This window comes from Streptomyces sp. NPDC044061 (assembly GCF_056434305.1).
This window is the reverse complement of the sequence record NZ_JBWKFL010000021.1, coordinates 52377-78183: the sequence shown is the minus strand read 5'-3', so window position 1 is coordinate 78183 and position 25807 is coordinate 52377. Positions and strand designations below refer to the sequence as shown.

The window sequence follows — 25807 nt, the reverse complement described above, 5'->3', positions numbered from 1 at the left end:
GAAAAACGGCCGGCAGAGGATTGAACCCGATCCGTCCGTCGTACGTATCGTCGAGTGAGGGCTCGGCACGGCGGGCGAGAGGCGGCTGCAGCGATGACTCACGGTATCCGGACGGACACGCACGCAGCGGACCTGAACCGCAGTGGTGACTGGCGGGACACCGCCACCCACTACGCCCTGCTGCCGCTGCGCATCTTCCTCGGCGTCACCTTCATCTACGCCGGCCTGAACAAACTCACCGACAGCGCCTTCATGAAGTCCGGCGGCTCCGGCTCCGTCGGCGACATCATGCGCTCGGCCCGCGGCTCCGCCGCCCTCCCGGCCCTGATCGACCTGGCCCTGAAGAACCCGGTCGGCTTCGGCTACGCCATCGCCCTCGGCGAGCTGGCCGTCGGCATCGGCACCCTGCTCGGTCTGCTCGGCCGCCTGGCAGCCCTCGGCGGCGCGCTGATCTCGCTCAGTCTGTGGCTGACCGTGAGCTGGGCCTCGTCGCCCTACTACTACGGCAACGACCTCGCCTACCTGATGGCCTGGCTGCCCCTCGTCCTCGCCGGCGCGCCCTACCTCTCGGTGGACGCGGCCCTGCGAGCACGGCGACGGCGCAGGCGGGGCTACCGCTGACCCTCGGCGCGGCTCCGTCTGCGTATGCCCCGGGTCACGGCCGCCGTGGCGCCGGCCAGGCAGAGCCCGCCCACCACCAGCGGAATCATCGCGAACCACGGGGTCTCCCACAGCCCGGCCGCGTCACCGGCGAAGACGGCGCCCGCGGCGGTGAGGAAGAGACCGGCGACCAGCCTGCCCGGCTGGAACTCATGACGCGGCACGGCTGACCTCCACCTGTCCGACGCCGACCTGGAGTTCGAGATCCAGCGTGCCCGCGTCCTTGCCGGCGCCCTTGGCCGGCCTCAGGGTCGCATCGGTGTGCCTGCCCGGCTGCACGTCCACGTCCTTCCTGCTGTCACCGGGCAGGCGGATGTCGCCCACCCCCACATCGATGTTCACCCGCACGACCGCGTCCGCCGGCACGATCACCTTCAGCCCTCCCGCCCCGACATGGGCGTCCGTGGCCACCTTCTGTCCCTTCGCCAGGCGAAGACCGGTCAGGTCGAGGGTGCCCACACCGGTGCCGAGGTCGTACGAGGACCGCACGTCCGCGGTCGCGGCCGGCTTCCAGGACGTCTCCCGCCAGTGGGTCGTGATGTTCTCGGGCAGGGCCGTGACCCCCGCGAGCAGCGCCGCCGTGAGGAGCGCCAGGAACACCGACCCGGCCCCCGTCCGCCCCAGGAACGAGCTGACCGCGATGCCCAGGCCGAAGACCACGAGCGCGCAGGCCAGGCCGGTCTGCAGGCTGATGCCCAGCGGATGCGTGTCCCAGGTCAGACCGGTCCCCAGGCCCCCCGCCACCAGCGCGAGCAGGAACACCCGGCCGCCGATCCAGCGCGGGCCGCGCGGCGCCGGAGCCGTGGTGCGCGGCGGCTGCGGGGAGCCGCCGTGGTGGGTCCAGGGTCGGGCGATGCGGACGTCCACGGCCGAGACGACGCCCGGGTTCCGGACGTCCCCGGGGCCCCACAGATAGCCGGTGCCGCCGACGTGGGTGCCGTCCTTGACGATCGGATCCCGCCACCAGGACGGGTAGGTGGTGACGACCGGCGGTGCCTGGGCCTCCGGCGGCGCGTCGGCGGCGGCCTGCGCGGCGAGCGGATCGGGGTCGGCGGCGTCGCGCCGCCGCGACCAGTACCCGGCGCCGGCCAGCAGCAGGGAGAGCACCACGGCGAAGGTCAGCACCCCGCCGTTTCTCAGCATGGTCAGGAAGATCCCGCAGCCCACCAGCGCGAACAGCACGGCCGCCAGCGCCTGGCCGTCGACCCGTCCGGTCAGCAGCTTGCGGAGCTCGTTCTCCTCGTTCTCCGCGCTCTTCCCGTTCTCCCCGCTCTTCCCGCTCCTTCCGTTCCCCCCGTACGTTCCGCTCCCCTCATACGGCACGAGGAGCCAGGCGAAGCCGTAGAAGATGAGGCCGATGCCGCCGGTCGCGGCCAGCACCGCCAGGGTGATCCGGAAGATCACCGGATCCATGTCGGTGTGCCGCCCGAGCCCGGCGCACACCCCCGCGATCATCTTGTGCCCGCGGTCGCGCCGGAAACGGCGGGGCTGCTCGGTGGTCTCCTGTTCCGGTGCCGGGTCCGTCCCTCCCGCCTCTTGCGTCTCCTCCGTCGCGGCGGGCGCGGCATCCGTCGGTCCGCTGCCCGGGGCCGGGCGCGGGCCGCCGGGTCCCGGACCCGTCGCGGCGTGCTCGTGATCCGTCATGCGTCCATGGTGACGGCCCGTCCGCCGCGGCGGCAGCCGGGATGACCCTGGACGAACCCTGAGATCCGCCCTGAGACGTCGGGGGAGGCGTCCGCGGCACCGCGCCGGCCGTTTTCCGGGCGGCCCGCTCGAAGATCAGGGGAGTCTAGGGGGCCGACCCTGATGTGCCGCCTCCGCGCCCGTGTGACCATCGATGACATGCCGGAAGCCGCAGCACTGCCAGTCGACGACCCGCGGCCTCCGCGCAAGCTCTACCGCAGCAGTGACGGCCGCTGGCTCGGCGGAGTGGCGCGGGGTCTCGCCGGGCACCTCGGGCTGCCCGTCATCTGGGTCCGGCTCGCGTTCGTCGGCCTGTTCATGGCCAACGGACTCGGCGCGCTGCTGTACGCCGCGTTCTGGTTCTTCGTCCCGCTCGGCGTCGGCGGCGTCGGCGACCACAAGCCGCCGCTGGTCGGCACCGCGACCTCACCGGAGGGCCGCCGCAGGCTGGTGGCCCGCAAGCCGGACAAGGGACAGATCGTCGCCCTGCTCCTCATGGTCATCGTGTCCATGGTCTTCGTGGGCAGCGTCAACCTGACCAGCGCGGCCAAGGCGTACCTGCTGCCCGCCGTCCTGGTCGCGGCCGGTGTCGCCCTCGTCTGGCGCCAGGCGGACAACGTCCGCAGGGCCCGCTGGGTCGAGGTCGGCAGCCGCCGGCGCACGCTCACCCTGCTGCGGGCCGGCGTCGGCGTCCTGCTGGTCACCGCCGGTGTCTCCGCCATCTTCGTCATGCAGGGCTCGGCCGCCCACCTCGGCGCGGTCCTGCAGGCCGCGCTGGCCGTCCTGGTCGGCATCACGCTGCTCGCCGGCCCCTATCTGGTCCGCATGACCCAGGACCTGTCCGAGGAGCGCCTGATGCGCATCCGCGCCCAGGAACGCGCCGAGGTCGCCGCCCACGTCCACGACTCCGTGCTCCACACCCTCACCCTGATCCAGCGCAACGCCGACAACGCCGGCGAGGTGCGCCGCCTGGCCCGCGCCCAGGAGCGGGACCTGCGCACCTGGCTGTACAAGCCGGAGGGCACCGGCAAGGAAGAGGCGGACGAACCGGACACGGTCGCGGAGGCGGTGCGGCGCAACGCGGCCGAGATCGAGGACAAGCACGGCGTGCCCATCGAGGTGGTCGTGGTCGGCGACTGTCCCCTCGACGAGAGGATCGGCGCGCAGATGCAGGCCGCGCGCGAGGCGATGGTGAACGCCGCCAAGTACGGTGGCGAGGGCGGTGCCGTGCAGGTCTACGCCGAGGTGGAGGGCAGGACGGTCTTCGTGTCCGTCCGCGACCGCGGTCCGGGCTTCGACCTCGACTCGATACCCGCCGACCGCATGGGCGTCAGAGAATCGATCATCGGCCGCATGGAGCGCAACGGCGGCACGGCCCGGCTGCGGGCGGTGCCGGGCGGCGGCACGGAGGTCGAGCTGGAGATGGAGAGGGCGGAGAGGACGTCATGAGTGACGCGACCGAGGCGAACGGTACGGCGGGGGCGGCGGATCAGGCCGGGCCCGGCGCTGGGAATCGGCACGTACGGGTGGTGCTCGTGGACGACCACCGCATGTTCCGCACCGGCGTCCAGGCCGAGATCGGGCAGACCGCGGAGACCGGCGTGGAGGTGGTCGGTGAGGCCGCGGACGTCGACCAGGCGGTCACCGTCATCACCGCGACCCGGCCCGAGGTGGTCCTCCTCGACGTCCATCTGCCGGGCGGCGGCGGGGTCGAAGTGCTGCGCCGGTGCGCCTCGTTGATGACGGACGCCGAGCGGCCCGTACGGTTCCTCGCGCTGTCCGTGTCGGACGCGGCGGAGGACGTGATCGGAGTGATCCGAGGCGGCGCCCGGGGCTATGTCACCAAGACCATCACCGGCACCGACCTGGTCGACTCGATCTTCCGCGTCCAGGAGGGCGACGCCGTCTTCTCCCCGCGCCTGGCCGGGTTCGTGCTGGACGCCTTCGCCTCCACCGACGCCCCTCCGGTCGACGAGGACCTGGACCGCCTCACCCAGCGCGAACGGGAGGTCCTGCGCCTGATCGCCCGCGGCTACGCGTACAAGGAGATCGCCAAGCAGCTGTTCATCTCGGTGAAGACGGTCGAGTCCCATGTCTCGGCGGTCCTGCGCAAGCTGCAGCTGTCCAACCGCCACGAGCTGACCCGCTGGGCCACGGCCCGTCGGCTGGTCTGACCCGGGCCGGCAGCCCTCACGCCACCCGGGTGGCCCCGGCGAACGGCATCTGGTCGATCGGGGCCAGCCGGACCGGTGCCGACGGGTTCGGGGCGTGGATCATCCGGCCGTTGCCGACGTAGATGCCGACGTGGCTGATGCCGGAGTAGAAGAACACCAGGTCGCCGGGCTGGAGTTCGGAGCGGGAGACACGACGGCCCGCGTTGATCTGGGCGTAGGTGGTGCGGGGCAGAGACACGCCTGCGGACCGGTAGGCGGCCTGGGCCAGGCCCGAGCAGTCGAAGGCGTCCGGGCCGGTCGCGCCCCACACGTAGGGGCTGCCGAGCTTCTGGTAGGCGTAGGCGACGGCCGCCGCCGCGCGGGAGTCGGGGGCGGCTACGGACCCCGCCTGCTCAAGGTCCGCCCGGGCGTCCGAGGCCGATCGTGAGGCGTGGCCCGGCGCGCCGCCGTCGCCGGTGACCTGGGCCCGCTCCCGCGGGGTGAGCCGCGCCAGCAGCCCGCGTGCCTCCGCGAGCCTGCCGGTGATGGTCTTCTTCTGCCGCTTCAGCTCCGCCTGCCGCGACCGCAGCGACTTCAGCTCGACACGGGCGGCGCCCCGCAACTGCTCGATGTCCCGCAACTGCTCGCGCACCCGCGCCACCGCCCCGGCCTGCCGCTCGCCGGCCCGCTCCGCGAACGCGGCCCCGTCCAGGTACCGGTCCGGGTCGCTGGAGAGGGCGAGCTGCCAGGCGGGGTCGATGCCGCCGTCGCGGTACTGCGCCGCCGCGAAGGAACCCAGCGCCTCCCGGGCCGAGTTGAGCTTCTGCTGCTTGCGCGCGGTCTCGTCGCGCAGCGCGTTCAGCCGCCGCTGGGTCGCGTCCGCCTTCTCCTTCGCCCCGTTGTACGTCTCGGTGGCGGCCTCCGCCTGCTGGTACAGCTTGTCCACCTTGGCCTTCACCTGCGCCGGGGTGAGCTGCGGCTCGGCGTTGCCCGTCCCGTCGAAGGCCGTGGCGGTGGCCGCGCCCGCCAGGGCGAGGGTGGCGGCCGTCCGGGCCGTGGTGCCGCCGAGCGAGCGCTGTCGGGGCTTGCGGTGCGCTGCCACCTGGACCGTCACGTCCTTCCGTGGGACTTTCCGTAGGACTCCTGCGACCGGGGCGGTCGAGGCGTCCGGCGGTGGTCCGCACAGGGGGAGCGGGCCACCGCCGGACCTTTCTCGGCGGAGGTGGCCGACTGCCGCCCTGGCCCGGGCGGCGGTGGGGAGCCGGTCACCTGGGGGAGGACGCTAGGCCCGTCTGTGACAGGTGGGTAACGCGGAGTACGGAACTGGCTTCGACGGGTCGAGTTGTGACCTCAAGTGACCGTTTCGGTGGGCCAGGGGCGTCGCCTTCACGCAGCGTGGTGACCGATGCGCGCAATGTCGGGCACTTCGGAGTCGTGCGGTGCTATGGGGCGCATATATGCAAGATCGCCGATGCCCTTGGGTGGGGCCGGTGGCAGGAGGCCCCGGGGCCCCTCATTAGGCTCCGGACTCATGGACGTACTCATCCATCTCTTCGTCGGCCTGCACATCATCGGCATCGCCGCGCTGCTCGGCGGTTTCCTCACCCAGATGAAGGCGATGGGCCAGGGCACGGCCCGCTTCGTGCCCGGGATGCTGCACGGCGCGATCACCATGCTCGTCACCGGCGTGGCCCTGGTCGGTCTCAACGAGGCCGACGGCCACCACGTCAACAGCGTCAAGATCGGCGTGAAGCTCGCCCTGCTGATCGTGATCCTCGGGCTGGTCTACGTGAAGCGCGACGAGGAGAAGGTGGACAAGGGCCTCTTCGGGCTCGTCGGCCTGCTGACCGTGGCGAACATCTTCATCGCCGTGCTGTGGACGTAGGGCTCAGCGCCCTCCGCCGATCTCGGCGCGGGCGGTGAGGACCGCGCCGGCCGCGACCGCGAGCCACGCCGCCACCGCCACCCACGTCAGCACCCGCCCCAGACCCTCCAGCCACCCGACGCCCACGGCGGTCGCGACCGACAGCGCGGCCGCCGCCGTCATCCCCAGCGGGAACACCGTCGCCCACCGCCGCACGTCGTAGCGCAGCCGCGGCCGGACCGCCTCGGCCACCAGCAGGATCACGTACCAGGCCAGGCTCAGGACGAGCAGCGCGACCGTCACATTGCGCAGCACGTCCCGGTCGTCGTCGTTCCACAGGTACAGCCGCGCACTCTCGGCGAGGAGCAGCCTCGCCCCGGCCAGCGCCGAGATGGCGAGCGCCCCGCCCGCGATCCACTGGTCCCCGGCCCCCTCGTACACCTGCTGCCCGTCGAAGCGTCGCAGTGCCAGGCAGTAGAGCACCAGGCCCAGCCAGAACAGCACCAGCGCGGCATGCGCGAGCCACGCCGTCGCCTCGGCCCCTGCCAGCGTGGCCGCCAGCACCGCGAGCCCCTGTGTGGCCACACAACACAGGAACACCGCTCCCGGCATGCGCCGCTCCCAGTGCCGTACGACGAGGAACAGCAGCACCGGCCAGAGCAGCACCGCCAGCGCCAGGAACTCCTCGGCCAGGGTCTGCCGGCCGAGCGCCGAGAACCGGGTGCCGATCACCGTCGTGGCGGCGACGGCGGTGAGCGCGCCGGGACTCTCCGCGTCGGCCAGCCACCGCTGCCGCTGCCACACCAGCCGCACGGCGAAGTCGGCGGCCAGACCCACCCAGGCGACGCAGGCCAGCCACAGAAAGATCCAGGACGCCGTCTCGTCGCCGGTCAGATGCAGGGCGACCGACATGATGCCGGTCGCCATCACGGCGGACCCCGCCGCCGGCGGACGCTCCGCCCACCACGCGCGCAGATCTGAGATGCCGGGCATGCGCCCGATGCTAGGGAGCCGCGCGGGACCGGCCGGGAGGGCACGCGCGCGTGGGGCTCGAAAAGAGGACGTGGAACTCGCAGAGAGGACGTCCGGCCCGGACGGTGGACGGTCAGGCGGGCCGGACCACGCTGTGGACGATCGATCCGTGCCCGTGATGGACGGGCTCCTCGCGGATGTACGCGCCGGGCCATGGGGCGTGGATCATCAACCCGTCGCCCGTGCAGAGGCCCACATGACTCAGGTCGTCGTGGAAGAAGACCAGGTCACCGGGGTGCATGTCGGTGAGGGAGACCCTGGTGCCCGCGGCGGCCTGGTCGCGGGCGGCGCGCGGGAGGGTGACGCCGGCGGCCTTCCAGGCGGCCTGGGTGAGGCCGGCGCAGTCGTAGGAGCCGGGCCCGCTGGCCCCGCTCACGTACGGCTTGCCGATCTGCGCACGGGCGAAGGCGATCGCCTTCTCGGCCTTGGTGGTCTTCTCGGCCCTGGCGGCCGGTGCGCCGGGGGGCCCGTACGGCGGCGCTGCCGCCTCCGCCCGCCTGCGCCGCCCGGGCCCGGCCGGCCGCACCGGCTCCTGGACCGTCGGCCGGGACAGCAGCTCGCGGGCCGAGGCGAGCTTCCTCTGCACGGCGGCCTTGGCGGTCTTGGGGTCGTACGCCGACTCGGCCGGTGTCTCGACGTTCCTGGCCGTCTCCTGCCGCTTCTTCACGGTGGAGGCCAGCCGGTCCATCAGCCGGTTCTGGTCGAAGTAGTCCAGAGGGTGTTCCGCGTGCTCCTGCGGGGTGTCCGTGAACGGGACCATCGCGCGCAGGCTGTCCAGCGGACCCCTCTGCCGCCCGGCCCGTTCCGTGGCCTCGTCGGGCCGCTCGGGCGTCGTCTCCGCCCGGCGGTAGAACTCGTCGACCTTCTTCTCGATCTCCTCGACGCTCGGCCTGCCGTCGTCGGCGGGGGCGGCCTCGGCCGTCTGGGACAGGACAGCCACGGAAGTGAAGGCGGCGGTGGCCAGGGCGGGGGTGCGCAGACCCGGTCCGAGGGCTCCGCCGGGGCGCGGCTTGCGGTGCGACGCCAAGGGAGGCGACTCCTTCCAATGTCCGCCTACCGGGTTAGCTGTCGGGTTCGGGCGGGTGCTTCGGAAGGGTTGCCCTACGGCGTCGTCCCGGGCGGGAGTCGGCCGATTCACCCCAGGATCGGTGGGTCCCCGGCTCCGGCCGCACGCGAAGGGGCGCACCGGACTCGGCGGAGGTCGCGCCGCCCGGCGACGTTCGCCGGAAGGGTGCGTGCGACCTGACGGCAACCTAGCCAACTGGTGTGTCTCCTGTGAAGGTTGGTGCCTCATATGTCCGATACATTTCCGTGACCTGAGGGCACTTTCCCACCCCCGTGACCAGGCGCTTCCGCAGCGTGAGGGCCTGATCGGCACCCTGGCGGCGGTGTTCGGCCCTCCGGCGCCGTGTCCGATTGCGGGCTCCTCCCCGGTGCGACCTTTCCGGGGCGGCGACCGGTTGTCGGTGCGGCGCCCTAGACTCGGAGAGCGATGAGCAGCCTCTTTGACGACAGCTTCCTGGCGGATCTCCAGACCCCTCGCGGGCGCGAGGAGGAACCCCCGCCGCCGCCCGAGGACGATCATGCTCCGGAGCCGCTTCCGGACGATCTGTTCGGCGGGAAGTTCGACGTGCCGCCGGACCGTGACGCCCACTACCGCGACGGTGCCCCCCGCCCCGCGCTCGACGCGGCCGCGCTCCTGGAGGGCCTGAACGAGAACCAGCGCGCCGCGGTCGTCCACGCCGGCTCACCGCTGCTCATCGTCGCCGGCGCCGGCTCGGGCAAGACCCGCGTGCTCACCCACCGCATCGCCCACCTGCTCGCCGAGCGGAACGTGCACCCGGGCCAGATCCTCGCGATCACCTTCACCAACAAGGCCGCGGGCGAGATGAAGGAGCGCGTGGAGCAACTCGTCGGCCCGCGCGCGAACGCGATGTGGGTCATGACCTTCCACAGCGCGTGCGTGCGGATCCTGCGGCGCGAGTCGAAGAGGCTCGGCTTCACCTCGTCCTTCTCGATCTACGACGCCGCCGACAGCAAGCGGCTGATGGCCCTGGTCTGCCGTGACCTGGACCTCGACCCCAAGCGCTTCCCGCCCAAGTCCTTCAGCGCCAAGATCAGCAACCTGAAGAACGAGCTGATCGACGAGGAGGACTTCGCCGCCCAGGCCACCGACGGCTTCGAGAAGACACTCGCCCAGGCCTACGCGCTGTACCAGTCGCGGCTGCGCGAGGCCAACGCGCTCGACTTCGACGACCTGATCATGACGACGGTCAACCTGCTGCGCGCCTTCCCGGACGTCGCCGAGCACTACCGCCGCCGTTTCCGGCACGTCCTGGTCGACGAGTACCAGGACACCAACCACGCCCAGTACGCGCTGGTGCGCGAGCTGGTCGGGACGTCCGAGCACCCCGTCGACGTACCGCCCGGCGAGTACGACATCCCGCCCGCGGAACTCTGCGTGGTCGGTGACGCGGACCAGTCGATCTACGCCTTCCGGGGCGCGACCATCCGCAACATCCTCCAGTTCGAGGAGGACTACCCGGACGCCACGACGATCCTGCTGGAGCAGAACTACCGCTCCACGCAGACCATCCTCTCCGCGGCCAACGCGGTCATCGAGCGCAACGAGTCCCGGCGCCCGAAGAACCTGTGGACCAACGCCGGCCAGGGCGCGCGGATCACCGGCTACGTGGCGGACACCGAGCACGACGAGGCCCAGTTCGTCTCCGACGAGATAGACCGCCTGACGGACGCGGGCGAGGCGCGCGCCGGGGACGTCGCCGTCTTCTACCGCACCAACGCCCAGTCCCGTGTCTTCGAAGAGGTCTTCATCCGCGTCGGCCTGCCCTACAAGGTCGTCGGCGGGGTCCGCTTCTACGAGCGCAAGGAGGTCCGGGACGTCCTGGCCTACCTGCGCGTGCTCGCCAACCCCGAGGACTCGGTGCCGCTGCGCCGCATCCTCAACGTTCCCAAGCGGGGCATCGGCGAGCGGGCCGAGGCAATGGTCGACGCCCTCGCCCAGCGCGAGAAGATCAGTTTCCCGCAGGCCCTGCAGCGGGTGGACGAGGCGTACGGCATGGCCGCGCGCTCGACCAACGCGGTCAAGCGGTTCAACACGCTGATGGAGGACCTGCGCACGATCGTGGAGTCCGGCGCCGGACCGGCGACCGTCCTGGAGGCGGTGCTCGAACGCACCGGCTACCTGGCCGAGTTGCAGGCCTCCACCGACCCGCAGGACGAGACCCGCATCGAGAACCTCCAGGAACTCGCGGCGGTGGCCCTGGAGTTCGAGCAGGAGCGCGCCGAGGGGGAGCAGGGAACCCTGGCCGACTTCCTGGAGCAGGTCGCCCTGGTCGCCGACTCCGACCAGATCCCCGACGAGGAGGACGGCGACGGAGTCATCACCCTGATGACCCTGCACACCGCAAAGGGCCTGGAGTTTCCGGTCGTCTTCCTGACCGGCATGGAGGACGGCGTCTTCCCGCACATGCGCGCCCTCGGCCAGAACAAGGAGCTGGAGGAGGAGCGGCGCCTGGCGTACGTCGGCATCACGCGCGCGCGGGAGCGGCTCTACCTCACCCGGTCGTCGATGCGCAGCGCCTGGGGGCAGCCGTCGTACAACCCGCCCTCCCGCTTCCTGGAGGAGATCCCGCCCGCCCATGTGGAGTGGAAGCGCACGGGCGCGACCGCTCCGGTGTCCTCCGGGCCGGCGTCCGGGATCGCGGCCTCGCTCTCCTCGTCCCGCGCTCGCTCCTCCGCGGCGGGCGCGTCCGGGTTCGCCACCCGGCGGGCCACCGAGAAACCGGTGGTCTCCCTGGCCGTCGGTGACCGGGTCACCCACGACCAGTTCGGGCTCGGCACGGTCGTCGCGGTGTCCGGCTCGGAGGACAAGGCCCAGGCGACGATCGACTTCGGCGACGGCAAGGCGAAGCGGCTGCTGCTGCGGTACGCGCCGGTGGAGAAGCTGTAGGAACGCGTGAGCCCCGCCGGTCGGGCGGGGCTCATTCGGTGGAACTCAGGTCGGATCCAGCCCGTGGCTGCGCAGCCACGGCAGGGGGTCTATGGCCGACCCGCCCGCCGGCCGTACCTCGAAGTGCAGGTGCGGGCCGGTGGAGTTGCCCGAGTTTCCGGAGTAGGCGATCGGCTGGCCCGCCTTGACGGCCGTACCGGAGGCGACGCGGTAGCTGGACAGATGGCAGTACCAGGTCTCCGTGCCGTCCTTCGCCGTCACGATCATCATGTTGCCGTAGGCGCTGTTCCACTTGGTCGAGACGACACCGTCGACGGCGGACATCACCGTGGTGCCGTACGAGACCGGGAAGTCGATGCCCGTGTGCACCGACATCCAGTTCACACCGGCCTGGCCGAAGTAGGCGCTGAGCCCGCGCTGCGCGACCGGCAGAGCGAACTTGGGACGCAGCCGCTCCTTGAGCGCGGCCTCCGCGGCCGCCTTCTTCTGCTGCAGTGCCTGCTGCGCCTTGAGGTCGATCCGCTCCTGCGTACGGCTGGCCCGGTCGGCGAAGTCGTCTGCGCCGGCGGAGAGCGTCCGGAGCTGGGCGTCCAGCTTGCTGTTGGCGACGGACGGCCGCACCGCGTGCGCGTCCGAGGCGGAGGCGGTGGTGTCCGTGCCGCCTCCGTCGGTCAGGCTGCCGACGGAGGCGGCGGCGATGCCGGCCACGCCCATCACGCAGGCCGAGGGCACGGCGACGGTCAGCAGCGCGGAGCGCTTGGGCGGCGTGCGGCGCCGGGACCGCGCCGCGCTGCGCGAGCCCGCACGGGGCGCCGGGATCGGGGTCGCCTCTTCCTGGTCGTCGAGCAGGTGCTGCACGACGGGCAGCTCGCCCGTGGCACCCGACTCGCCGTCCCCGGTGGGCGGTTCCGCGATTTCCCCGAGTCCACCCGGCTCACCGTAGGAAGCGTCCTCGTACGGCATCTGCTCGAAGGCGGCGGTCGCCTGCGCGTCGCCGACCTGCTCGAACGTGGCCGTGGACTGCTGGTCGAACGGTTCGGCAAACTGCTCGTGCGGCACGGCCGACCCGTCGGAGTTCCACTGTGTGGCGTCGTAGGTGCCCGTTTCGTACGTCTGTGCGCCCCACTCCCACTGCTGGGTGGGGTCGGCGCCGGCGGACTGGTCTGGCTGCAGCCAGGCGCTCGCGTCCCACTGGCCGCTGACGTCGTTGCCGGTGGCCTGGGCGGGGAGCGTCCAAGCGGTGCTGTCGTACGCGCCCGAGTCGTAGGCGGCGTGGTGCTGGGCCGCGTACGGGTCGTGGTTCAGCATCTGGCCGGTGCCGGTCTGCCACTGCGTGGCCTCGTACGCGCCGGTGTGCTGCTCGTCCCCCGGGAGGCTGCCGAAGAGCGGGTCGGTGGCGAAGGATCCGGTGCCGGTGACACCGGCCGTGAAACCGGTGGCGTCGTACCCGCCGTACGTGGTGAGGTCGTCGTAAGGGGCTTCGTGTGCCCCGTACGACGCGTAGTGCGCGGTGGAGGCGTCGGAAGCCGCGGCCGGGGTGGTCATGGTCCCCGACGGGTGACGGTCGTTCACCAACTTCTCTTTCGCCTCGACAACAGGGGCTGCCAGAGCAGTGCGGCGACTGTACCCGGCGGTACGCGGGCGCGACAATCTTCGGCTGGTTTCGCGTTGGCGGGAAACGGGCAATCGGCCGTGTTTCGGGGGACGGTGGACGCGAGTTTGGTCTTGTGTTCGAAGAATGTTCGAGGTCGGATGACGGTAGGTCACCTGTGGAACGGCTGTGCCGTGCCCCTGTGGGCCCCCTCGGCCTGCTGTCCGGGCGCCGCGCTCAGGCCACCGTCAGGCCGCCCGTGAGGGTGTCCTCGGGGTGCGCGGTGTCGAGAACCTCACGTATCCCGGCCGCGACGGCGGGGTGCACCGGCAGTGCGAGATGCCCGATCCCGGTCACCCGTATGTTCAGCGCGTCCAGGTCGGGGTGGTCGATGCAGGCCGTCTCCAGCGGATCCATCACCGAGTCCAGGTCGCTCCAGAAACTGACGAACCGCGTACGGCAGCCGGGCGCGGGCCGGGTCAGCTCCTCGACCACCTCCGAGCCGGGCCGCATCTGCCGCACGATCGGATGCGCGCTGGCCAGCGGAACGGCCCGGGTGCCGGAGTGCGGGGTGCCCAGGGTGACGAGCGTGCGCACCCTCAGGTCACCGCCCAGGCACTGTACGTAATAACGCGCTATCAGCCCGCCGAGGCTGTGCCCCACGATGTCGATGTGGTCACTGCCCGTGCGCTCGCAGATCTCCTCGACGTGCCGGCCCAGCAGTTCGGCGGCGGTACGGATGTCGCAGGTCAGCGGGGAGTAGTTGAGCGACTCGACGCGCTGCCTGCCGTTGCGTACGAGGTTGCGGCGCAGCAGGACGAAGACCGAGCGGTTGTCGATGAAGCCGTGCAGCAGCACCACCGGCGGGCCGGGCCGGTCGGGCAGCCGGGTGGTGCCGTCCTGGGCGGGAAGCGCGGGGGAGCGGCGCTCCTGGAGGAGGCCGGTCGGATACAGCAGCAGATGACCGGCGAGGATCGCGGCCTCCAGCGCGGTCGCCTTGAACAGGGCCAAGGAGAGGTCGACCAGTCTGCCGGGCCACAGGCGCCGGTAGAACGGGAGGAAGAGTGGCACTGCCCCGGTGACCTTCATGGCCGACCTCCTGTCGGCACACAGGGGGGCGGCTCGGTCCCCCGTGTGCCCTCATGTCCCACCGTGTGATTTCCCCCTCGGTCCGCACCGTAAAACCGCCGGTTGCGGGATGCTGGAGATAACGTTCGTTCACTTGCCGACGGGTGGCGGAACGTGCCAGATATGCGGTACTTGTCGGTACCAGCGGAAGCGGTCGCTTCCGTGGTCGCTTGATGGAGGCAGTGATGGGTGTGGCAGCCGGTCCGATCCGCGTGGTGGTGGCCAAGCCGGGGCTCGACGGCCACGATCGCGGGGCCAAGGTCATCGCGCGGGCGCTGCGCGACGCCGGTATGGAGGTCATCTACACCGGGCTTCACCAGACACCGGAACAGGTCGTCGACACCGCCATCCAGGAGGACGCCGACGCGATCGGCCTGTCCATCCTCTCCGGCGCCCACAACACCCTCTTCGCCGCCGTCATCGATCTCCTCAAGGAGCGGGACGCCGAGGACATCCTGGTCTTCGGCGGCGGCATCATCCCGGAGGAGGACATCCCGCCGCTCAAGGAGAAGGGCGTCGCGGAGATCTTCACGCCGGGGGCGACCACCGCGGCGATCGTGGAGTGGGTGCGGGAGAACGTGCGTCAGCCGGCCGAGGCGTAGCAGAACCGCGTCTCGCGTCAACTCGGCGCGTCCGGCCGCAGTTCCCCGGCCATCGCCGCCCTCAGCCGCAAGGTGGCCATGAGCCGCTGGAACGCCTCCGCCCAGTACCCGCCGGCCCCCGGCGACGCGTCCTCCCGCTCGTCGGGCACCGCCAGCAGGCCGTCCAGGCGCGCTGCCTCCGCCGGGTCCAGGCAGCGCTCGGCCAGTCCCATCACACCGCTGAAGCTCCACGGGTAACTGCCCGCGTCCCGTGCGATGTCGAGGGCGTCGACCACGGACCGGCCGAGCGGCGCGGCCCAGGGGACCGCGCACACCCCGAGCAGCTGGAACGCCTCCGACAGGCCGTGCGTCGCGATGAATCCGGCCACCCACTCGGCCCGTTCCGCCGCCTCCAGCGCGGTCAGCAGCTTCGCCCGCTCCGCCAGGGACACCGCTCCGGGACCCCCCGCCTCCGGTGCCGACGGCGCCCCGAGCAGCGCCCTCGACCACTCCGCGTCGCGCTGCCGCACCGCGGCCCGGCACCAGGCCGCGTGCAGCTCGCCCTGCCAGCCGTCCGCGACCGGCAGCGCCACGATCTGCTCCGGGGCGCGTCCGCCGAGCCGCCCCGTCCACGTGCCGAGCGGTGCCGCCTCCACGAGCTGACCCAGCCACCACGACCGTTCTCCTCTGCCCGCGGGAGGCCTGGCCGCCACACCGTCACGCTCCATGCCCGGGTCGCACTCGGGTGGCGCCTCCACGACGACCGTGGGCGAGTTCCCCGTCCGGTCGACGGCCACACATGCCGAGGCCCGCACGGCCATCCGCGCGGCGAGCGCCGAGTCCGGCAGCGTGGACAGCAGTTCCGCGGCCGTCGCCCTGACGTTGCGGCTGCGGTCACCCAGGGCTTGCTCCAGGAACGGCTCGTCCTCGGGGGACACTCCCGTGCGCAGCGAGTCGAGGAACATCAGCCGGTCCTCCGCCCGCTCCGTCGCCCAGGTCGCCGCCAGCAGCTCCCGGGCGTGCGCGGGCGTACGGGCTCGCAGCGCGGCCAGCAGGGCGACCCGCTCGGCGAACAGGCCCTCCTCCCACAGCCGCCGCACCGCCTCGTCGTCCTCGGGGTCGGGCAGTGTCGCCCCACCGCCCGGCGCCGAGCGCAGGGCGAACCGCCAGTCGGGGTTCAGCCGGGCCAGCCACAGCGCCCGCGCTCCCGCGAAGGCCAGCGCCGCGGGCCGCAGGTCGGTGCGGCCGCGTGCGGCGTCCAGCAGCGCGGGCAGCGCCTGCGGGGGCGCCGCGTACCCGTGCGCGTTGGCCGCCGCGAGCCACTGCGGGAGCAGTTCCATGAGGTCGGGTGAGCTGCCCCGTCTGCCCCCGGCTCCCGGGCGGTCGGCCAGCAGCAGCGCGAGCCTGCGCGCCGCGGCCGGGGGCAGCGGCGGACGCGGATCCCCAGGAGCGGGCTCCGGCCGCCGCGCGGCCGGTCCGGGCCGCAGCCCCGCCCGCCGCCGCACGGTGGCCACGGCGGCGGCTTCCAGCAGCGCCGCCGGGGCTTCCCGGCCGGGCGCGGCCGCCGCGGGCGGGCGCCGGTCGGTGCCGAGCAGGGCGGTGGTGACGAGGTCCTCCCAGGAGCTCGCGGGAGCCGGAGTGTCCCGGGCGGCCGAGGTCCCGTTCATGACGTTTCCCTTCTCATGGCGTTCCCTTCCCCTTCGTGTCCCTGAGCGGTGGCCTGCCGGGGTCAGCACAGCGTGACCGGCTCGCCCGGACCCTCCGGCCAGGCCGTCAGCGGGGTGAAACCGCGATGGCCGCACTCGCCGAAGACCGTCACGGGGGCGCCGCCGGAGAGGGCGACCAGCCGCCACAGGCCCGGGCGGGAGCCGGCGGCCGGGGTGATCGGCAGCGCGGAGTCCGCTTCCGCGTCGGCCAGTTGCCAGCCCCCCGGTTCCGCGTCCGGTGCCGGTATGACGCGGTCCAGGGTGATCGGAACAGAGTCCAGCCAGGGGTCCTCGCGCAGGGCCTCGCCGTAGCGTGCCGCGGCCTCGGCCGTGGTCGTGCCCGGCGGGCGGAGCGCGGCCGGAGCGGGCGGGGCGTACCGCTCGCCCAGCGCCGCCCGTACCTGTCCGGCGCCCGGGAACACGGACAGGTCGGCATCCAGCGCCAGACCGACCGGCAGCGACAGCTCCGGTGCCCGGCCGGCCGCGCCGTAGGAGAGGAGCAGCCGGGTGTGGCCCGACTCGGCGCCGTGCAGCCATGTCCGGCGCGTCGTCAGCTTCGGGTCGACCGTGTCGTACTGGGCGAGGACCAGCCAGCGGTCGCGCACCGGCGGGCCGTCCGCCGAGGCGGGCAGACCGAGCCGGGAGCGGACCGTGGCCGCGAGGGCGTCCGGCAGCCGGTCGCGGCGGAGCCAGCCCTGGTCGAGGAGGTGCAGCAGGGCGCACTCCTCCAGCAGACGCGCGGGCCAGCCCGGGCCCGAGGCGGGTATCGCCCCCAACTCGCGTACCCGGCCGGCCAGTCCGGACGCCTGTGCGTCGACCATGCGGGCCGCCGTCTCGTCCCACAGCCCGTACCCCGCCTGCTCGGCCGAGGCGAGGCCGCCGCGCAGCAGGTCCGCCAGGCGCTGCTCCAGCTCCGTCGCGCCCGCCGTGACCCGCTCGGCCCGGCGCTCCGCCCGGCGCCGGGCCGCCTCCGGGTCAGCGGTCCCGGCCGCGGAACTCCCGCCGCTCTCCGCCCGTTTGCTCTCCGCGCGTCTGCGCCTGCCCGCGAGCCACTGCTCGGCCCACTCCGGCGGCTCGGCCGGCTTCGGGACCGCACCGGCCGCCGGGTCCGCCCACAACAGCAGCAGTCCGAGCGCGTGCTTGCACGGGAACTTCCGGCTCGGGCAACTGCACTTGTACGCCGGCCCGTCCGCGCCCGCGAGGTCCACCACCGTCTGGTACGGCCTGCTCCCACTGCCCTTGCACAGCCCCCACACCGTCCCCTCTCCGCTGCCCGCCTCGGACCACGGCCCGGCCGTGCCCAGCTTGCTCCCCGCCTTGCGTGACGCGGCGTCAGGCGCCAGTGCCAGCACCTGCTCCGCGGTCCAGCGCACCCCCTGCTCAGTCATGCCACCGACGGTAGGTCCCGGCACTGACAATCGGCCCAGCGAGCCTGTTTGTGCAGGTCAGTCCCATTGTCAGTGGCGTGGTGCACGGTGGATGCCAGATGACCACCGGCCGAGCTGGAGGGGGCCTCAGCCATGACCGTGTCCATGGAGACCGTGGAACCGACGTCCGCGCAGGCGAGCGGAAGCCAGGCCGCGCAGGCGCTGCGACCGCACGCCGAGCACGCCTTCGCCGCCGAACTCGCGGCGCTGTCCGCCCAGGACGACCGACCGCGTCCGGCCCGCTGGAGACTGTCGCCGTGGGCGGTGGCGACCTACCTGCTCGGCGGCACCCTGCCGGACGGCACCGTGATCACACCGAAGTACGTGGGACCGCGCCGCATCGTCGAGGTCGCCGTCACCACACTCGCCACCGACCGCGCCCTGCTCCTGCTCGGCGTGCCCGGCACAGCGAAGACCTGGGTGTCGGAGCACCTGGCGGCCGCCGTCAGCGGCGACTCGACCCTGCTGGTGCAGGGCACCGCGGGCACCCCGGAGGAGGCGATCCGGTACGGCTGGAACTACGCGCGGCTGCTCGCGCACGGTCCCAGCCGCGACGCCCTCGTGCCCAGCCCCGTCATGCGGGCCATGGCCGAGGGCATGACGGCCCGGGTGGAGGAGCTGACCCGCATCCCGGCCGACGTGCAGGACACGCTGATCACGATCCTGTCCGAGAAGACCCTGCCGATCCCGGAGCTGGGCGAGGAGGTGCAGGCGGTCCGCGGCTTCAACCTCATCGCCACCGCCAACGACCGCGACCGTGGCGTCAACGACCTCTCCAGCGCGCTGCGCCGCCGCTTCAACACCGTGGTGCTGCCCCTGCCGGAGAGCGCCGACGCCGAGGTCGACATCGTCACGCGGCGCGTCGAGCAGATCGGCCGGTCGCTGGACCTGCCGGCCGTGCCCGACGGGATCGAGGAGATCCGCCGGGTCGTGACCGTCTTCCGGGAGCTGCGCGACGGCATGACGGCCGACGGCCGTACGAAGCTGAAGTCGCCGAGCGGCACCCTGTCCACCGCCGAGGCGATCTCCGTCGTCACCAACGGCCTCGCGCTGGCCGCCCACTTCGGTGACGGCGTACTGCGCCCGGGAGACGTCGCCGCCGGCATCCTCGGCGCCGTGGTCCGCGACCCGGCGGCCGACCGTGTGATCTGGCAGGAGTACCTGGAGGCGGTCGTCCGCGAGCGCGACGGCTGGAAGGACTTCTACCGGGCCTGCCGGGAGGTGAGCGCATGAGCGACGACTCCACCTGGGACACGGCAGGGGCCCCGGCTCCGCTGCTGCTGGGCGTACGCCACCACGGGCCCGGCTCCGCGCGCGCGGTGCGGGCCGCCCTGGAGGCGGCCCGGCCCGGCGTCGTACTGATCGAGGGTCCGCCCGAGGCCGACGCGCTGATCCCGCTGGCCGCCGACCCCGGGATGCGGCCCCCGGTGGCCCTGCTCGCCCACGCCGTGGACGAGCCCGGCCGCTCGGCGTTCTGGCCCCTGGCCGAGTTCAGCCCCGAGTGGGTGGCGATCCGCTGGGCCCTCGAACGGGACGTTCCCGCCCGCTTCGTCGACCTGCCCGCCACCCACACGCTGGCCTGGGACACCGAGGTGGAAGGACGTGCCGACGCCGACGACAGCGAAGGCACCGACGGCACCGACACCGACGCGGGCGCCGAGGACGGGCCGGGCCCCGGGCGCGACCCGCGCGTCGACCCCCTCGCCGTGCTCGCCGAGACCGCCGGGTACGACGACCCCGAACGGTGGTGGGAGGACGTCGTCGAGCACCGCGGCCCGGGGCGGCGGGATCCCTTCGCGCCGTTCACCGCCCTGGAGGAGGCCATGACGGCGCTGCGGGAGCGGTACGGGATCGGTGGCCGGCCGCGCGACCTGGTGCGGGAGGCCCACATGCGGCTTCAGCTGCGGGCCGCGCGCAAGGAGTTCGGGGACGCGGTGGCCGTGGTGTGCGGGGCGTGGCACGTGCCCGCGCTGCGGGAGAGGGCCACCGTCACCGCCGACCGGGCACTGCTGAAGGGGCTGCCCAGGGTCAGGGCCGATCTGACCTGGGTGCCGTGGACCCACCGCAGGCTGGCCCGGTCGAGCGGGTACGGCGCCGGGATCGACTCGCCGGGCTGGTACGGGCATCTGTTCCGGGCGCCGGACCGGCCGGTCGAGCGGTGGCTGACCAGGGTGGCGCGGCTGCTGCGCGAGGAGGACCGGGTCGTCTCCTCGGCGCATGTCATCGAGGCGGTGCGGCTCGCCGAGACCCTCGCGGCCGTGCGCGGCCGTCCGCTGCCCGGCCTGGGCGAGACCACCGACGCCGTGCGCGCGGTGATGTGCGACGGCTCGGACGTCCCGCTGGCGCTGGTGCACGACCGGCTGGTGGTCGGGGACGTGCTGGGCCAGGTGCCGCCGACGGCGCCGGCGGTGCCGTTGCAGCGCGATCTGGCCCGGGAGCAGCGCCGGTTGCGGCTCAGGCCGGAGGTGCTGGAACGCGAGCTGGAACTGGATCTGCGGGGGGAGACCGACGCCGGCCGCAGCAGGCTGCTGCACCGGCTGCGGCTGCTCGGCGTCGGCTGGGGCGAGCCGGTGCGGTCGCGGGGGAGCACGGGCACGTTCCGGGAGACCTGGCGGCTGCGCTGGGAGCCGGAGCTCTCCGTGCGGGTCGCCGAGGCGGGCGTGTGGGGGACGACCGTGCTCGCCGCGGCCACGGCCCGGGCCGAGGCGGACGCGACGGCGGCCCGGGCCCTCGCCGACGTCACCGCGCTCGCCGAGCACTGCCTGCTCGCCGGGCTGCCGGACGCGCTGCCCCTGGTGATGCGGGTGCTCGCCGACCGGGCGGCCCTCGACGCGGACGTCGGGCACCTCGCCCAGGCGCTGCCCGCCCTGGTCCGCTCCCTGCGCTACGGCGATGTGCGCGGCACCGACACCGCGGCCCTGGCCGGTGTCGCGGCGGGCCTCGCCGAGCGGGTCTTCGTCGGCCTCCCGCCCGCCTGCGCCGCCCTGGACGCGGACGCGGCGGAGGAGATGCGCGGCCATGTCGACGCCGTGCACGGCGCCGTGGGGCTGCTGGCCGAGACACTGACCGGCACCTCGGACACCGGCCACGGGGACCTGCGCGCGCGCTGGCGCTCCGTGCTGCGGGCGCTCGCCCTGCGGGACACCGTGCCCGGGGTCGTCAGGGGGCGGGCTGTGCGACTGCTGCTGGACGACGGCGAGCTGGGGCCCGAGGAGGCGGCCCGGCTGATGGGCCTGGTGCTCTCGCCCGGGACACCGCCGGCCGACGCGGCCGCCTGGATCGAGGGCTTCGTCGGCGGCGGGGGCGGCATGCTGCTGGTCCACGACGAGCGGCTGCTCGGCCTGGTCGACACCTGGCTGACGGGGGTGCCGACGGAGGCGTTCACGGACGTACTGCCGCTGCTGCGGCGCACGTTCTCGGCGTACGAGGCCGGGGTGCGAAGAACCCTCGGCGAACTGGTGCGGCGCGGGCCCGGAGGGCACACCGGCCTCGCGGGCCGGGCGGGCGGCCCGGCCGGATTCGCCGCGGAACCGGACACCGCGCGGGCGGACGCCGTACTGCCGGTCCTGCGGCTGCTGCTCGGCCTGGACGCGGAGTGGGAGAAGGGGACGACCGACGTCAACCGCTGTGTGGGGGTGGGTACATGACGACCGAAGCGACGACGCCGGACATCGGCACCGACGTCGGTGCCGGCGACCCGGAAGCGGAACGGCTGCGCCGCTGGCGGCTGGTGCTCGGCGGCGGCCAGGCCGACGGCACCGGATGCGCCCTGTCGGGCCGCGACGCGGCGATGGACGGCACACTCGCCGCGCTGTACGGCAAGGCGGACAAACCGCAGGCGGGGCGGGAGCGTTCGGCGGGCCTCGGCGCCTCGGCGCCGTCCGTGGCCCGCTGGCTCGGGGACATCCGCACCTACTTCCCCTCCACCGTCGTCCAGGTCATGCAGCGCGACGCCATCGACCGGCTCGGACTGGCCTCGCTGCTGCTGGAGCCGGAGATGCTGGAGGCGGTGGAGGCCGACGTGCACCTGGTCGGCACGCTGCTCTCGCTCAACAAGGCGATGCCGGAGACGACGAAGGAGACGGCGCGGGCGGTCGTGCGCAAGGTGGTCGAGGACCTGGAGAAGCGGCTGGCCACGCGTACCCGGGCCACCCTCACCGGCGCCCTGGACCGCAGCGCGCGGGTCAGCCGTCCGCGCCACCACGACATCGACTGGAACCGCACCGTCGCGGCCAACCTCAAGCACTACCTGCCCGAGTACCGCACGGTCGTGCCGGAACGGCTCATCGGATACGGGCGGGCCGCGCAGTCCGTGAAGAAGGAGGTCGTCCTCTGCGTCGACCAGTCGGGGTCGATGGCGGCGTCCGTGGTCTACGCGTCCGTGTTCGGGGCGGTGCTCGCCTCCATGCGGTCGATCAGCACCCGGCTGGTCGTCTTCGACACGGCGGTCGTGGACCTCACCGACCAGCTGGACGACCCGGTCGACGTCCTCTTCGGCACTCAGCTCGGCGGTGGCACGGACATCAACCGGGCCCTCGCCTACTGCCAGTCGCAGATCACCCGGCCGGCCGAGACGGTGGTCGTGCTCATCAGTGACCTGTACGAGGGCGGCATCCGCGACGAGATGCTCAAGCGGGTCGCCGCGATGAAGGCGTCCGGTGTGCAGTTCGTGACCCTGCTCGCGCTGTCGGACGAGGGGGCGCCCGCCTACGACCGTGAGCACGCGGCGGCACTCGGGGCGCTCGGTGCACCGGCGTTCGCCTGCACTCCCGGTCTGTTCCCGGAGGTGATGGCGGCGGCGATCGAGAAGCGGTCCCTGCCGATACCGGACACCGCGTGACGCCGGGCTCTAAAAGGGACATGACTACCCATCGGTAACAGGGGACTTGCGCTCCCTCGGGCCGACCGTGCGAGGATCGACGCCGCCTCACCGTGCCGACCTGAGGAAGTCTTCGCCCCTTGACCTTGCCAGCCGCTCCATTCGGTACCGCTGTGCGCGTGCTGCGTACGGCGGCTGGGCGGCGTGCGCTGCAACTGGGTCTGCTGGTCGGTGGTTTGTTCCTGCTCGGGTTCCTCTGCGGGGAGCAGGCCCACGCGGCCGAGGGGGCGCCGGTGGCCCCGCCGACGTCCGCGCGTCCGGTCGCCGGGCCGGCGGACGCGGTGCGAACCGTCACCGAACGGCTCGTCGCCCCCCGAACGGTCACCGAACGGGTCGTCACCCCCGTGCGGGACGTGGTGCACACGGCCGCCGAGACCCTCGAGGAGACACGGGCCAAGGCGCCGACGCTGCCCGCCGCCCCCACCGCGCCCCTGCCGACGCCTCCAGAGGGCTCCGGGCTGCCGGTGCGTCCGTTGCCGGCGCCGGCCGTCCCGGAACCCCGGCCGCACCGGTACGGCGGCATGGCACCGGCGACGGACCAGGGCCACCAGGTCCGCACCGAGACCCGCGCCGAGACGCGTACCGCCGTGCCCGCGCGGCCGTCGGCCAACGTGTACGGACCGCTCCTCACGCGCCCCGCCCACACACCCGAGGCCCCGGCGCACGCATCCCCCCGCCCCGCCCCACCCGCCGGGCCGCCCGCGCAGCACGATCCCCCCGGGGACCCGGACGGTGTGCTCGGCAAGCAGGTGGCCGACGGCTCCGTGTCCCGCCACGGTGACGCGCATGCCGTCACCCCCGCCGGCCGGGCGCCCCTGCGGCTCCTGCCCGGCGCCGCCGCGCGCGTCGACGCGCCCCGGACCCGGGAACGGCACCGGGACATCCCGGTCTTCCCCGGCTAGGCCACAGGGCCCACCTCCCCGCCACGGACCTGCCGCGCGGGGGCGGAACAGGTCTGCCCGCTCCGTCGGACCGCCGGCCCGCCCGGTGCTCTCGGACGGAACCTCCCTAGCCGTTCAGCCGTTTCCGAAGGACTTGACGCACGCATGAACAAGAACATCCGCCGTTCGATCGTGATAGCCGCCGGTGTCACCGGCGCCTGGGCGCTCGGCTCGGCCGCGGCCAGCGCCGACGAGCTGTCCACCCCGTCGGTCTCCGTACCGGACACCGAGGGCACCACCGGGACCCTCACCGACACCGTCGACGGCGTCCTCTCCGACGTCCACGACACCGTCCACGACACCCTCCACGACACCGTCTCGGACGTGACGGGCACGGCCACCTCGACCGTCTCCGGCACGGCGGCCAGGGCGCAGCAGCCGGCCCGGACCGTCACCCGCACGGCCGACCCCGCCCACCGCCACGTCGACGCGAAGGTCCCTGCCGGCGCGGACATCAGGGGCGGCCAGGCCATCAAGGGCGCCCAGGCCGCCCGCGCCGCCCAGGCACACGCCGAGGCACAGGCACGGCACACGCGGGCAAAGGCCGCCGGGGTCACCGGCAGGGCCACCGAGGCGACCCACAGGGCCACCCACCTGTCGGCCCCGTCCCCGCAGGACGAGATCGACTACCTCTTCGGCCCCCTCTCCTCCTTCGCCCCCGAGGTGGAGGAGGCCCTGGCCGCCGCCCAGACCAAGCTCCAGGCCACCCAGGCGGCCGCGCGCCTGCGGACCGCGGGCGTCGAGGGCGCCGTACGGACCACGGCGCAGCGGACCGTGGCGGGGGCGCAGGGCCGGACCGCCGGCGCTACGGCCGTCGCGAGCGGCGAGACGGCAGCGGTGACCGGCGCCGCCGAGGCCACCGTCGCCTCGGTACCGGCGCACGTCACCGGCACGGCCGACGGCGCTGAGCAGCGGGTCGTCGGCACCGTGCGGGCCGTGCCGGGCACTGTCGCCCCCGTCGTGGACGGGACGGCCGCCGCGGCCGTCCCGCCGGTGGCCTCCGCCGCCGTGGCCGGGGTGCTGCCGGTCGCCGGCGAGGCGGTGACGGAGGTGCCGCCGACCGCGGGGCACGCGGTCGTGGGCGTCCACGGCACCGCCACGACCGCGGTGACGGGCCTGCAGGGGACCGCTACGGGCACGCTGACGGGCGTACTGCCCACAGCCGGGTACGCGGTCACGGGGGCGCGGGACACCGCCTCAGGTGCGGCGGCAGGCGCGCAGGGCACCGCCACGGCCGCGGTCGCGGATGTGCACCGGACCGCCATGGACGCCGTGACCCGTGCGCACGGAGTCGCGGCGGACGCCGTGACCGGTGTGCAGGGGTTCACCACGGGCACGGTGGGCGACGTGTACGACGTGGCCACGGGCACGGTGGGCGGAGTGCACGGGGCCGGCGCGGGCGCCGTCACCGATGCGCACGGCGTCGCCGGCGGCGCCCTCGCCGACGCGCTGCCGGTCGCCGACGGGCTCCGCGCGGACGTTCCGCCGTACGCCACCGGGCTGGTCGGCCAGGTCGCGGACGACACCACCGGCGCCGTACTGCCGCCCGTCGCCCAGGCCGTCGTGCACGGGATCGTGCCGGTCGCCGGGCAGGCCGTGGCGGACGCCGGGACGCTCGCATACGGCGTGGCCGGTGACGTGCGGCCCTTCGCGGGCGGTGTCGTGAACGCCGTACCGCCGCTCGCCCACGGGGTGACCGGGCAGGCGGGTGACTTCGCCGACGGCGTGACCGGGCAGGTGCCGCCGTTCGCGGCCGGGGTCACCGGTGCCGTGCGGCCGGTCGTGGACACGGTCACCGGGACGGTGTCCCCCGTCGTCGACGGGGTCGGCGGCAGCGCCGCGGGGCTGGCGTACGGCGTGGCGGGCGAGGCCGGTCCCTTCGCCGGCGGGGTGGCCGGCGAGACCGGGCCCCTCACCCAGCAGGTCGGGCCCTTCGCGCAGGACCTCACGGCCACGGTGCGGGCCGCCGGCGGCCCGCTCGCCGGGCACGCCGCCGACGGTGTCGGGGGAGTCGCCCGGTCCGTCGCCCCGGGTCACCTCCAGGACCTGACGGACCCGTACGGCGTGCGGGACGGGCGGCAGGGCATCAGCTACCGGGGCTGAGCGCCCCGACCGAGCTCCGCGGGCCGCCGCACCCGGACGGCCGAACGCCGTCGGTCCGTCCGGCCGGACCCCGCGGAAGGGGGCGG

The 25807-nt window shown here is 73.7% G+C and carries 20 protein-coding genes and 1 riboswitch; of the genes, 11 read left to right on the top strand and 9 right to left on the bottom strand.

All coding sequences use genetic code 11. The annotated features are described in order from the left end of the window. The first annotated feature begins 93 nt into the window (after positions 1-93). Positions 94-621 carry a DoxX family membrane protein gene (locus AC07CM_RS30925; protein ID WP_478879761.1) on the top strand — a complete coding sequence of 176 codons (528 nt, stop codon included), beginning with the start codon at positions 94-96 and terminating at the stop codon, positions 619-621. Here the strand turns inward: AC07CM_RS30925 and AC07CM_RS30920 are convergent. Both AC07CM_RS30920 and AC07CM_RS30915 read right to left on the bottom strand, forming a co-directional pair. Further along, positions 612-824, bottom strand: a complete 213-nt coding sequence (locus tag AC07CM_RS30920; protein ID WP_478879760.1) for a hypothetical protein — start codon at positions 822-824, stop codon at positions 612-614. The genes AC07CM_RS30925 and AC07CM_RS30920 overlap by 10 nt on opposite strands. Next, the gene (locus tag AC07CM_RS30915) at positions 811-2304 is read right to left on the bottom strand and encodes a PspC domain-containing protein (protein ID WP_478879759.1); all 1494 of its coding nucleotides are present in this window, start codon (positions 2302-2304) and stop codon (positions 811-813) included. Before AC07CM_RS30915 ends, AC07CM_RS30920 begins: the two co-directional genes overlap by 14 nt. 198 nt (positions 2305-2502) lie before the next feature. Between AC07CM_RS30915 and AC07CM_RS30910 the strand changes: the two genes are divergently transcribed. Both AC07CM_RS30910 and AC07CM_RS30905 read left to right on the top strand, forming a co-directional pair. Next, the gene (locus AC07CM_RS30910) at positions 2503-3792 is read left to right on the top strand and encodes an ATP-binding protein (RefSeq protein ID WP_478879758.1); all 1290 of its coding nucleotides are present in this window, start codon (positions 2503-2505) and stop codon (positions 3790-3792) included. Beyond that, positions 3789-4517, top strand: a complete 729-nt coding sequence (locus AC07CM_RS30905) for a LuxR C-terminal-related transcriptional regulator (RefSeq protein ID WP_478879757.1) — start codon at positions 3789-3791, stop codon at positions 4515-4517. The genes AC07CM_RS30910 and AC07CM_RS30905 overlap by 4 nt, the downstream gene beginning before the upstream one ends. Positions 4518-4533: 16 nt before the next feature. Here the strand turns inward: AC07CM_RS30905 and AC07CM_RS30900 are convergent, their stop codons facing one another. Continuing rightward, positions 4534-5598, bottom strand: a complete 1065-nt coding sequence (locus AC07CM_RS30900; protein ID WP_478879756.1) for a C40 family peptidase — start codon at positions 5596-5598, stop codon at positions 4534-4536. Positions 5599-6027: 429 nt separating this feature from the next. Between AC07CM_RS30900 and AC07CM_RS30895 the strand changes: the two genes are divergently transcribed. Continuing rightward, a complete protein-coding gene (locus tag AC07CM_RS30895; RefSeq protein WP_478879755.1) occupies positions 6028-6381 on the top strand; it encodes a hypothetical protein in 354 nt (117 codons plus the stop codon). A 3-nt stretch (positions 6382-6384) separates the two neighbouring features. Here the strand turns inward: AC07CM_RS30895 and AC07CM_RS30890 are convergent, their stop codons facing one another. Next, positions 6385-7353: a tellurite resistance/C4-dicarboxylate transporter family protein gene (locus AC07CM_RS30890; RefSeq protein ID WP_478879754.1), complete on the bottom strand. Its 969-nt coding sequence runs from the start codon at positions 7351-7353 to the stop codon at positions 6385-6387. A gap of 112 nt (positions 7354-7465) precedes the next feature. Continuing rightward, positions 7466-8419, bottom strand: a complete 954-nt coding sequence (locus AC07CM_RS30885; RefSeq protein ID WP_478879753.1) for a C40 family peptidase — start codon at positions 8417-8419, stop codon at positions 7466-7468. Positions 8420-8426: 7 nt separating this feature from the next. After that, positions 8427-8599, bottom strand: a riboswitch (cyclic di-AMP (ydaO/yuaA leader). Between the two features lie 285 nt (positions 8600-8884). Between AC07CM_RS30885 and pcrA the strand changes: the two genes are divergently transcribed. Next, positions 8885-11365 (top strand): DNA helicase PcrA, encoded by a 2481-nt coding sequence (gene pcrA / locus AC07CM_RS30880; protein WP_478879752.1) that lies wholly within the window; start codon positions 8885-8887, stop codon positions 11363-11365. A gap of 45 nt (positions 11366-11410) precedes the next feature. Here pcrA and AC07CM_RS30875 read toward each other — a convergent pair whose 3' ends face one another. Together AC07CM_RS30875 and AC07CM_RS30870 are read right to left on the bottom strand one after the other, a co-directional pair. Continuing rightward, positions 11411-12937, bottom strand: a complete 1527-nt coding sequence (locus tag AC07CM_RS30875) for a M23 family metallopeptidase (RefSeq protein ID WP_478879751.1) — start codon at positions 12935-12937, stop codon at positions 11411-11413. A gap of 256 nt (positions 12938-13193) precedes the next feature. Continuing rightward, complete coding sequence (locus tag AC07CM_RS30870; RefSeq protein WP_478879750.1) at positions 13194-14045, bottom strand: esterase/lipase family protein; 852 nt, start codon at positions 14043-14045, stop codon at positions 13194-13196. Between the two features lie 224 nt (positions 14046-14269). Here AC07CM_RS30870 and AC07CM_RS30865 point away from each other — a divergent pair, with 224 nt between their 5' ends. After that, positions 14270-14686 (top strand): cobalamin B12-binding domain-containing protein, encoded by a 417-nt coding sequence (locus AC07CM_RS30865; RefSeq protein ID WP_478879749.1) that lies wholly within the window; start codon positions 14270-14272, stop codon positions 14684-14686. 17 nt (positions 14687-14703) lie between these two features. Here the strand turns inward: AC07CM_RS30865 and AC07CM_RS30860 are convergent, their stop codons facing one another. Then, positions 14704-16332: a DUF5691 domain-containing protein gene (locus AC07CM_RS30860; RefSeq protein WP_478879748.1), complete on the bottom strand. Its 1629-nt coding sequence runs from the start codon at positions 16330-16332 to the stop codon at positions 14704-14706. Positions 16333-16394: 62 nt separating this feature from the next. Next, positions 16395-17759 (bottom strand): SWIM zinc finger family protein, encoded by a 1365-nt coding sequence (locus AC07CM_RS30855; protein ID WP_478879747.1) that lies wholly within the window; start codon positions 17757-17759, stop codon positions 16395-16397. Between the two features lie 132 nt (positions 17760-17891). Between AC07CM_RS30855 and AC07CM_RS30850 the strand changes: the two genes are divergently transcribed. From AC07CM_RS30850 to AC07CM_RS30830, 5 genes are all read left to right on the top strand, one after another. Further along, on the top strand, positions 17892-19031 hold the full coding sequence (locus AC07CM_RS30850; protein ID WP_478879746.1) for an ATP-binding protein: 1140 nt from the start codon (positions 17892-17894) through the stop codon (positions 19029-19031). Beyond that, positions 19028-21445, top strand: a complete 2418-nt coding sequence (locus AC07CM_RS30845) for a DUF5682 family protein (RefSeq protein ID WP_478879745.1) — start codon at positions 19028-19030, stop codon at positions 21443-21445. Before AC07CM_RS30850 ends, AC07CM_RS30845 begins: the two co-directional genes overlap by 4 nt. Then, positions 21442-22638, top strand: coding sequence for a VWA domain-containing protein (locus tag AC07CM_RS30840; protein ID WP_478879744.1), 1197 nt, complete (start codon positions 21442-21444; stop codon positions 22636-22638). Before AC07CM_RS30845 ends, AC07CM_RS30840 begins: the two co-directional genes overlap by 4 nt. Before the next feature lie 158 nt (positions 22639-22796). Then, positions 22797-23579 (top strand): hypothetical protein, encoded by a 783-nt coding sequence (locus AC07CM_RS30835; RefSeq protein ID WP_478879743.1) that lies wholly within the window; start codon positions 22797-22799, stop codon positions 23577-23579. Positions 23580-23723: 144 nt separating this feature from the next. Beyond that, positions 23724-25721 carry a hypothetical protein gene (locus AC07CM_RS30830; protein WP_478879742.1) on the top strand — a complete coding sequence of 666 codons (1998 nt, stop codon included), beginning with the start codon at positions 23724-23726 and terminating at the stop codon, positions 25719-25721. Positions 25722-25807 lie beyond the last annotated feature (86 nt).

Excerpts from the sequence above, each read along its gene's own strand:
- AC07CM_RS30910 (WP_478879758.1), top strand. The coding sequence starts at position 2,503 with ATGCCGGAAGCCGCAGCACTGCCAGTCGACGACCCGCGGCCTCCGCGC.
- AC07CM_RS30915 (WP_478879759.1), bottom strand. The coding sequence starts at position 2,304 with ATGACGGATCACGAGCACGCCGCGACGGGTCCGGGACCCGGCGGCCCG.
- pcrA (WP_478879752.1), top strand. The coding sequence starts at position 8,885 with ATGAGCAGCCTCTTTGACGACAGCTTCCTGGCGGATCTCCAGACCCCT.
- AC07CM_RS30850 (WP_478879746.1), top strand. The coding sequence starts at position 17,892 with ATGACCGTGTCCATGGAGACCGTGGAACCGACGTCCGCGCAGGCGAGC.
- AC07CM_RS30905 (WP_478879757.1), top strand. The coding sequence starts at position 3,789 with ATGAGTGACGCGACCGAGGCGAACGGTACGGCGGGGGCGGCGGATCAG.
- AC07CM_RS30860 (WP_478879748.1), bottom strand. The coding sequence starts at position 16,332 with ATGAACGGGACCTCGGCCGCCCGGGACACTCCGGCTCCCGCGAGCTCC.
- AC07CM_RS30895 (WP_478879755.1), top strand. The coding sequence starts at position 6,028 with ATGGACGTACTCATCCATCTCTTCGTCGGCCTGCACATCATCGGCATC.
- AC07CM_RS30865 (WP_478879749.1), top strand. The coding sequence starts at position 14,270 with ATGGGTGTGGCAGCCGGTCCGATCCGCGTGGTGGTGGCCAAGCCGGGG.
- AC07CM_RS30925 (WP_478879761.1), top strand. The coding sequence starts at position 94 with ATGACTCACGGTATCCGGACGGACACGCACGCAGCGGACCTGAACCGC.
- AC07CM_RS30830 (WP_478879742.1), top strand. The coding sequence starts at position 23,724 with ATGAACAAGAACATCCGCCGTTCGATCGTGATAGCCGCCGGTGTCACC.
- AC07CM_RS30890 (WP_478879754.1), bottom strand. The coding sequence starts at position 7,353 with ATGCCCGGCATCTCAGATCTGCGCGCGTGGTGGGCGGAGCGTCCGCCG.
- AC07CM_RS30845 (WP_478879745.1), top strand. The coding sequence starts at position 19,028 with ATGAGCGACGACTCCACCTGGGACACGGCAGGGGCCCCGGCTCCGCTG.
- AC07CM_RS30855 (WP_478879747.1), bottom strand. The coding sequence starts at position 17,759 with ATGACTGAGCAGGGGGTGCGCTGGACCGCGGAGCAGGTGCTGGCACTG.
- AC07CM_RS30840 (WP_478879744.1), top strand. The coding sequence starts at position 21,442 with ATGACGACCGAAGCGACGACGCCGGACATCGGCACCGACGTCGGTGCC.
- AC07CM_RS30870 (WP_478879750.1), bottom strand. The coding sequence starts at position 14,045 with ATGAAGGTCACCGGGGCAGTGCCACTCTTCCTCCCGTTCTACCGGCGC.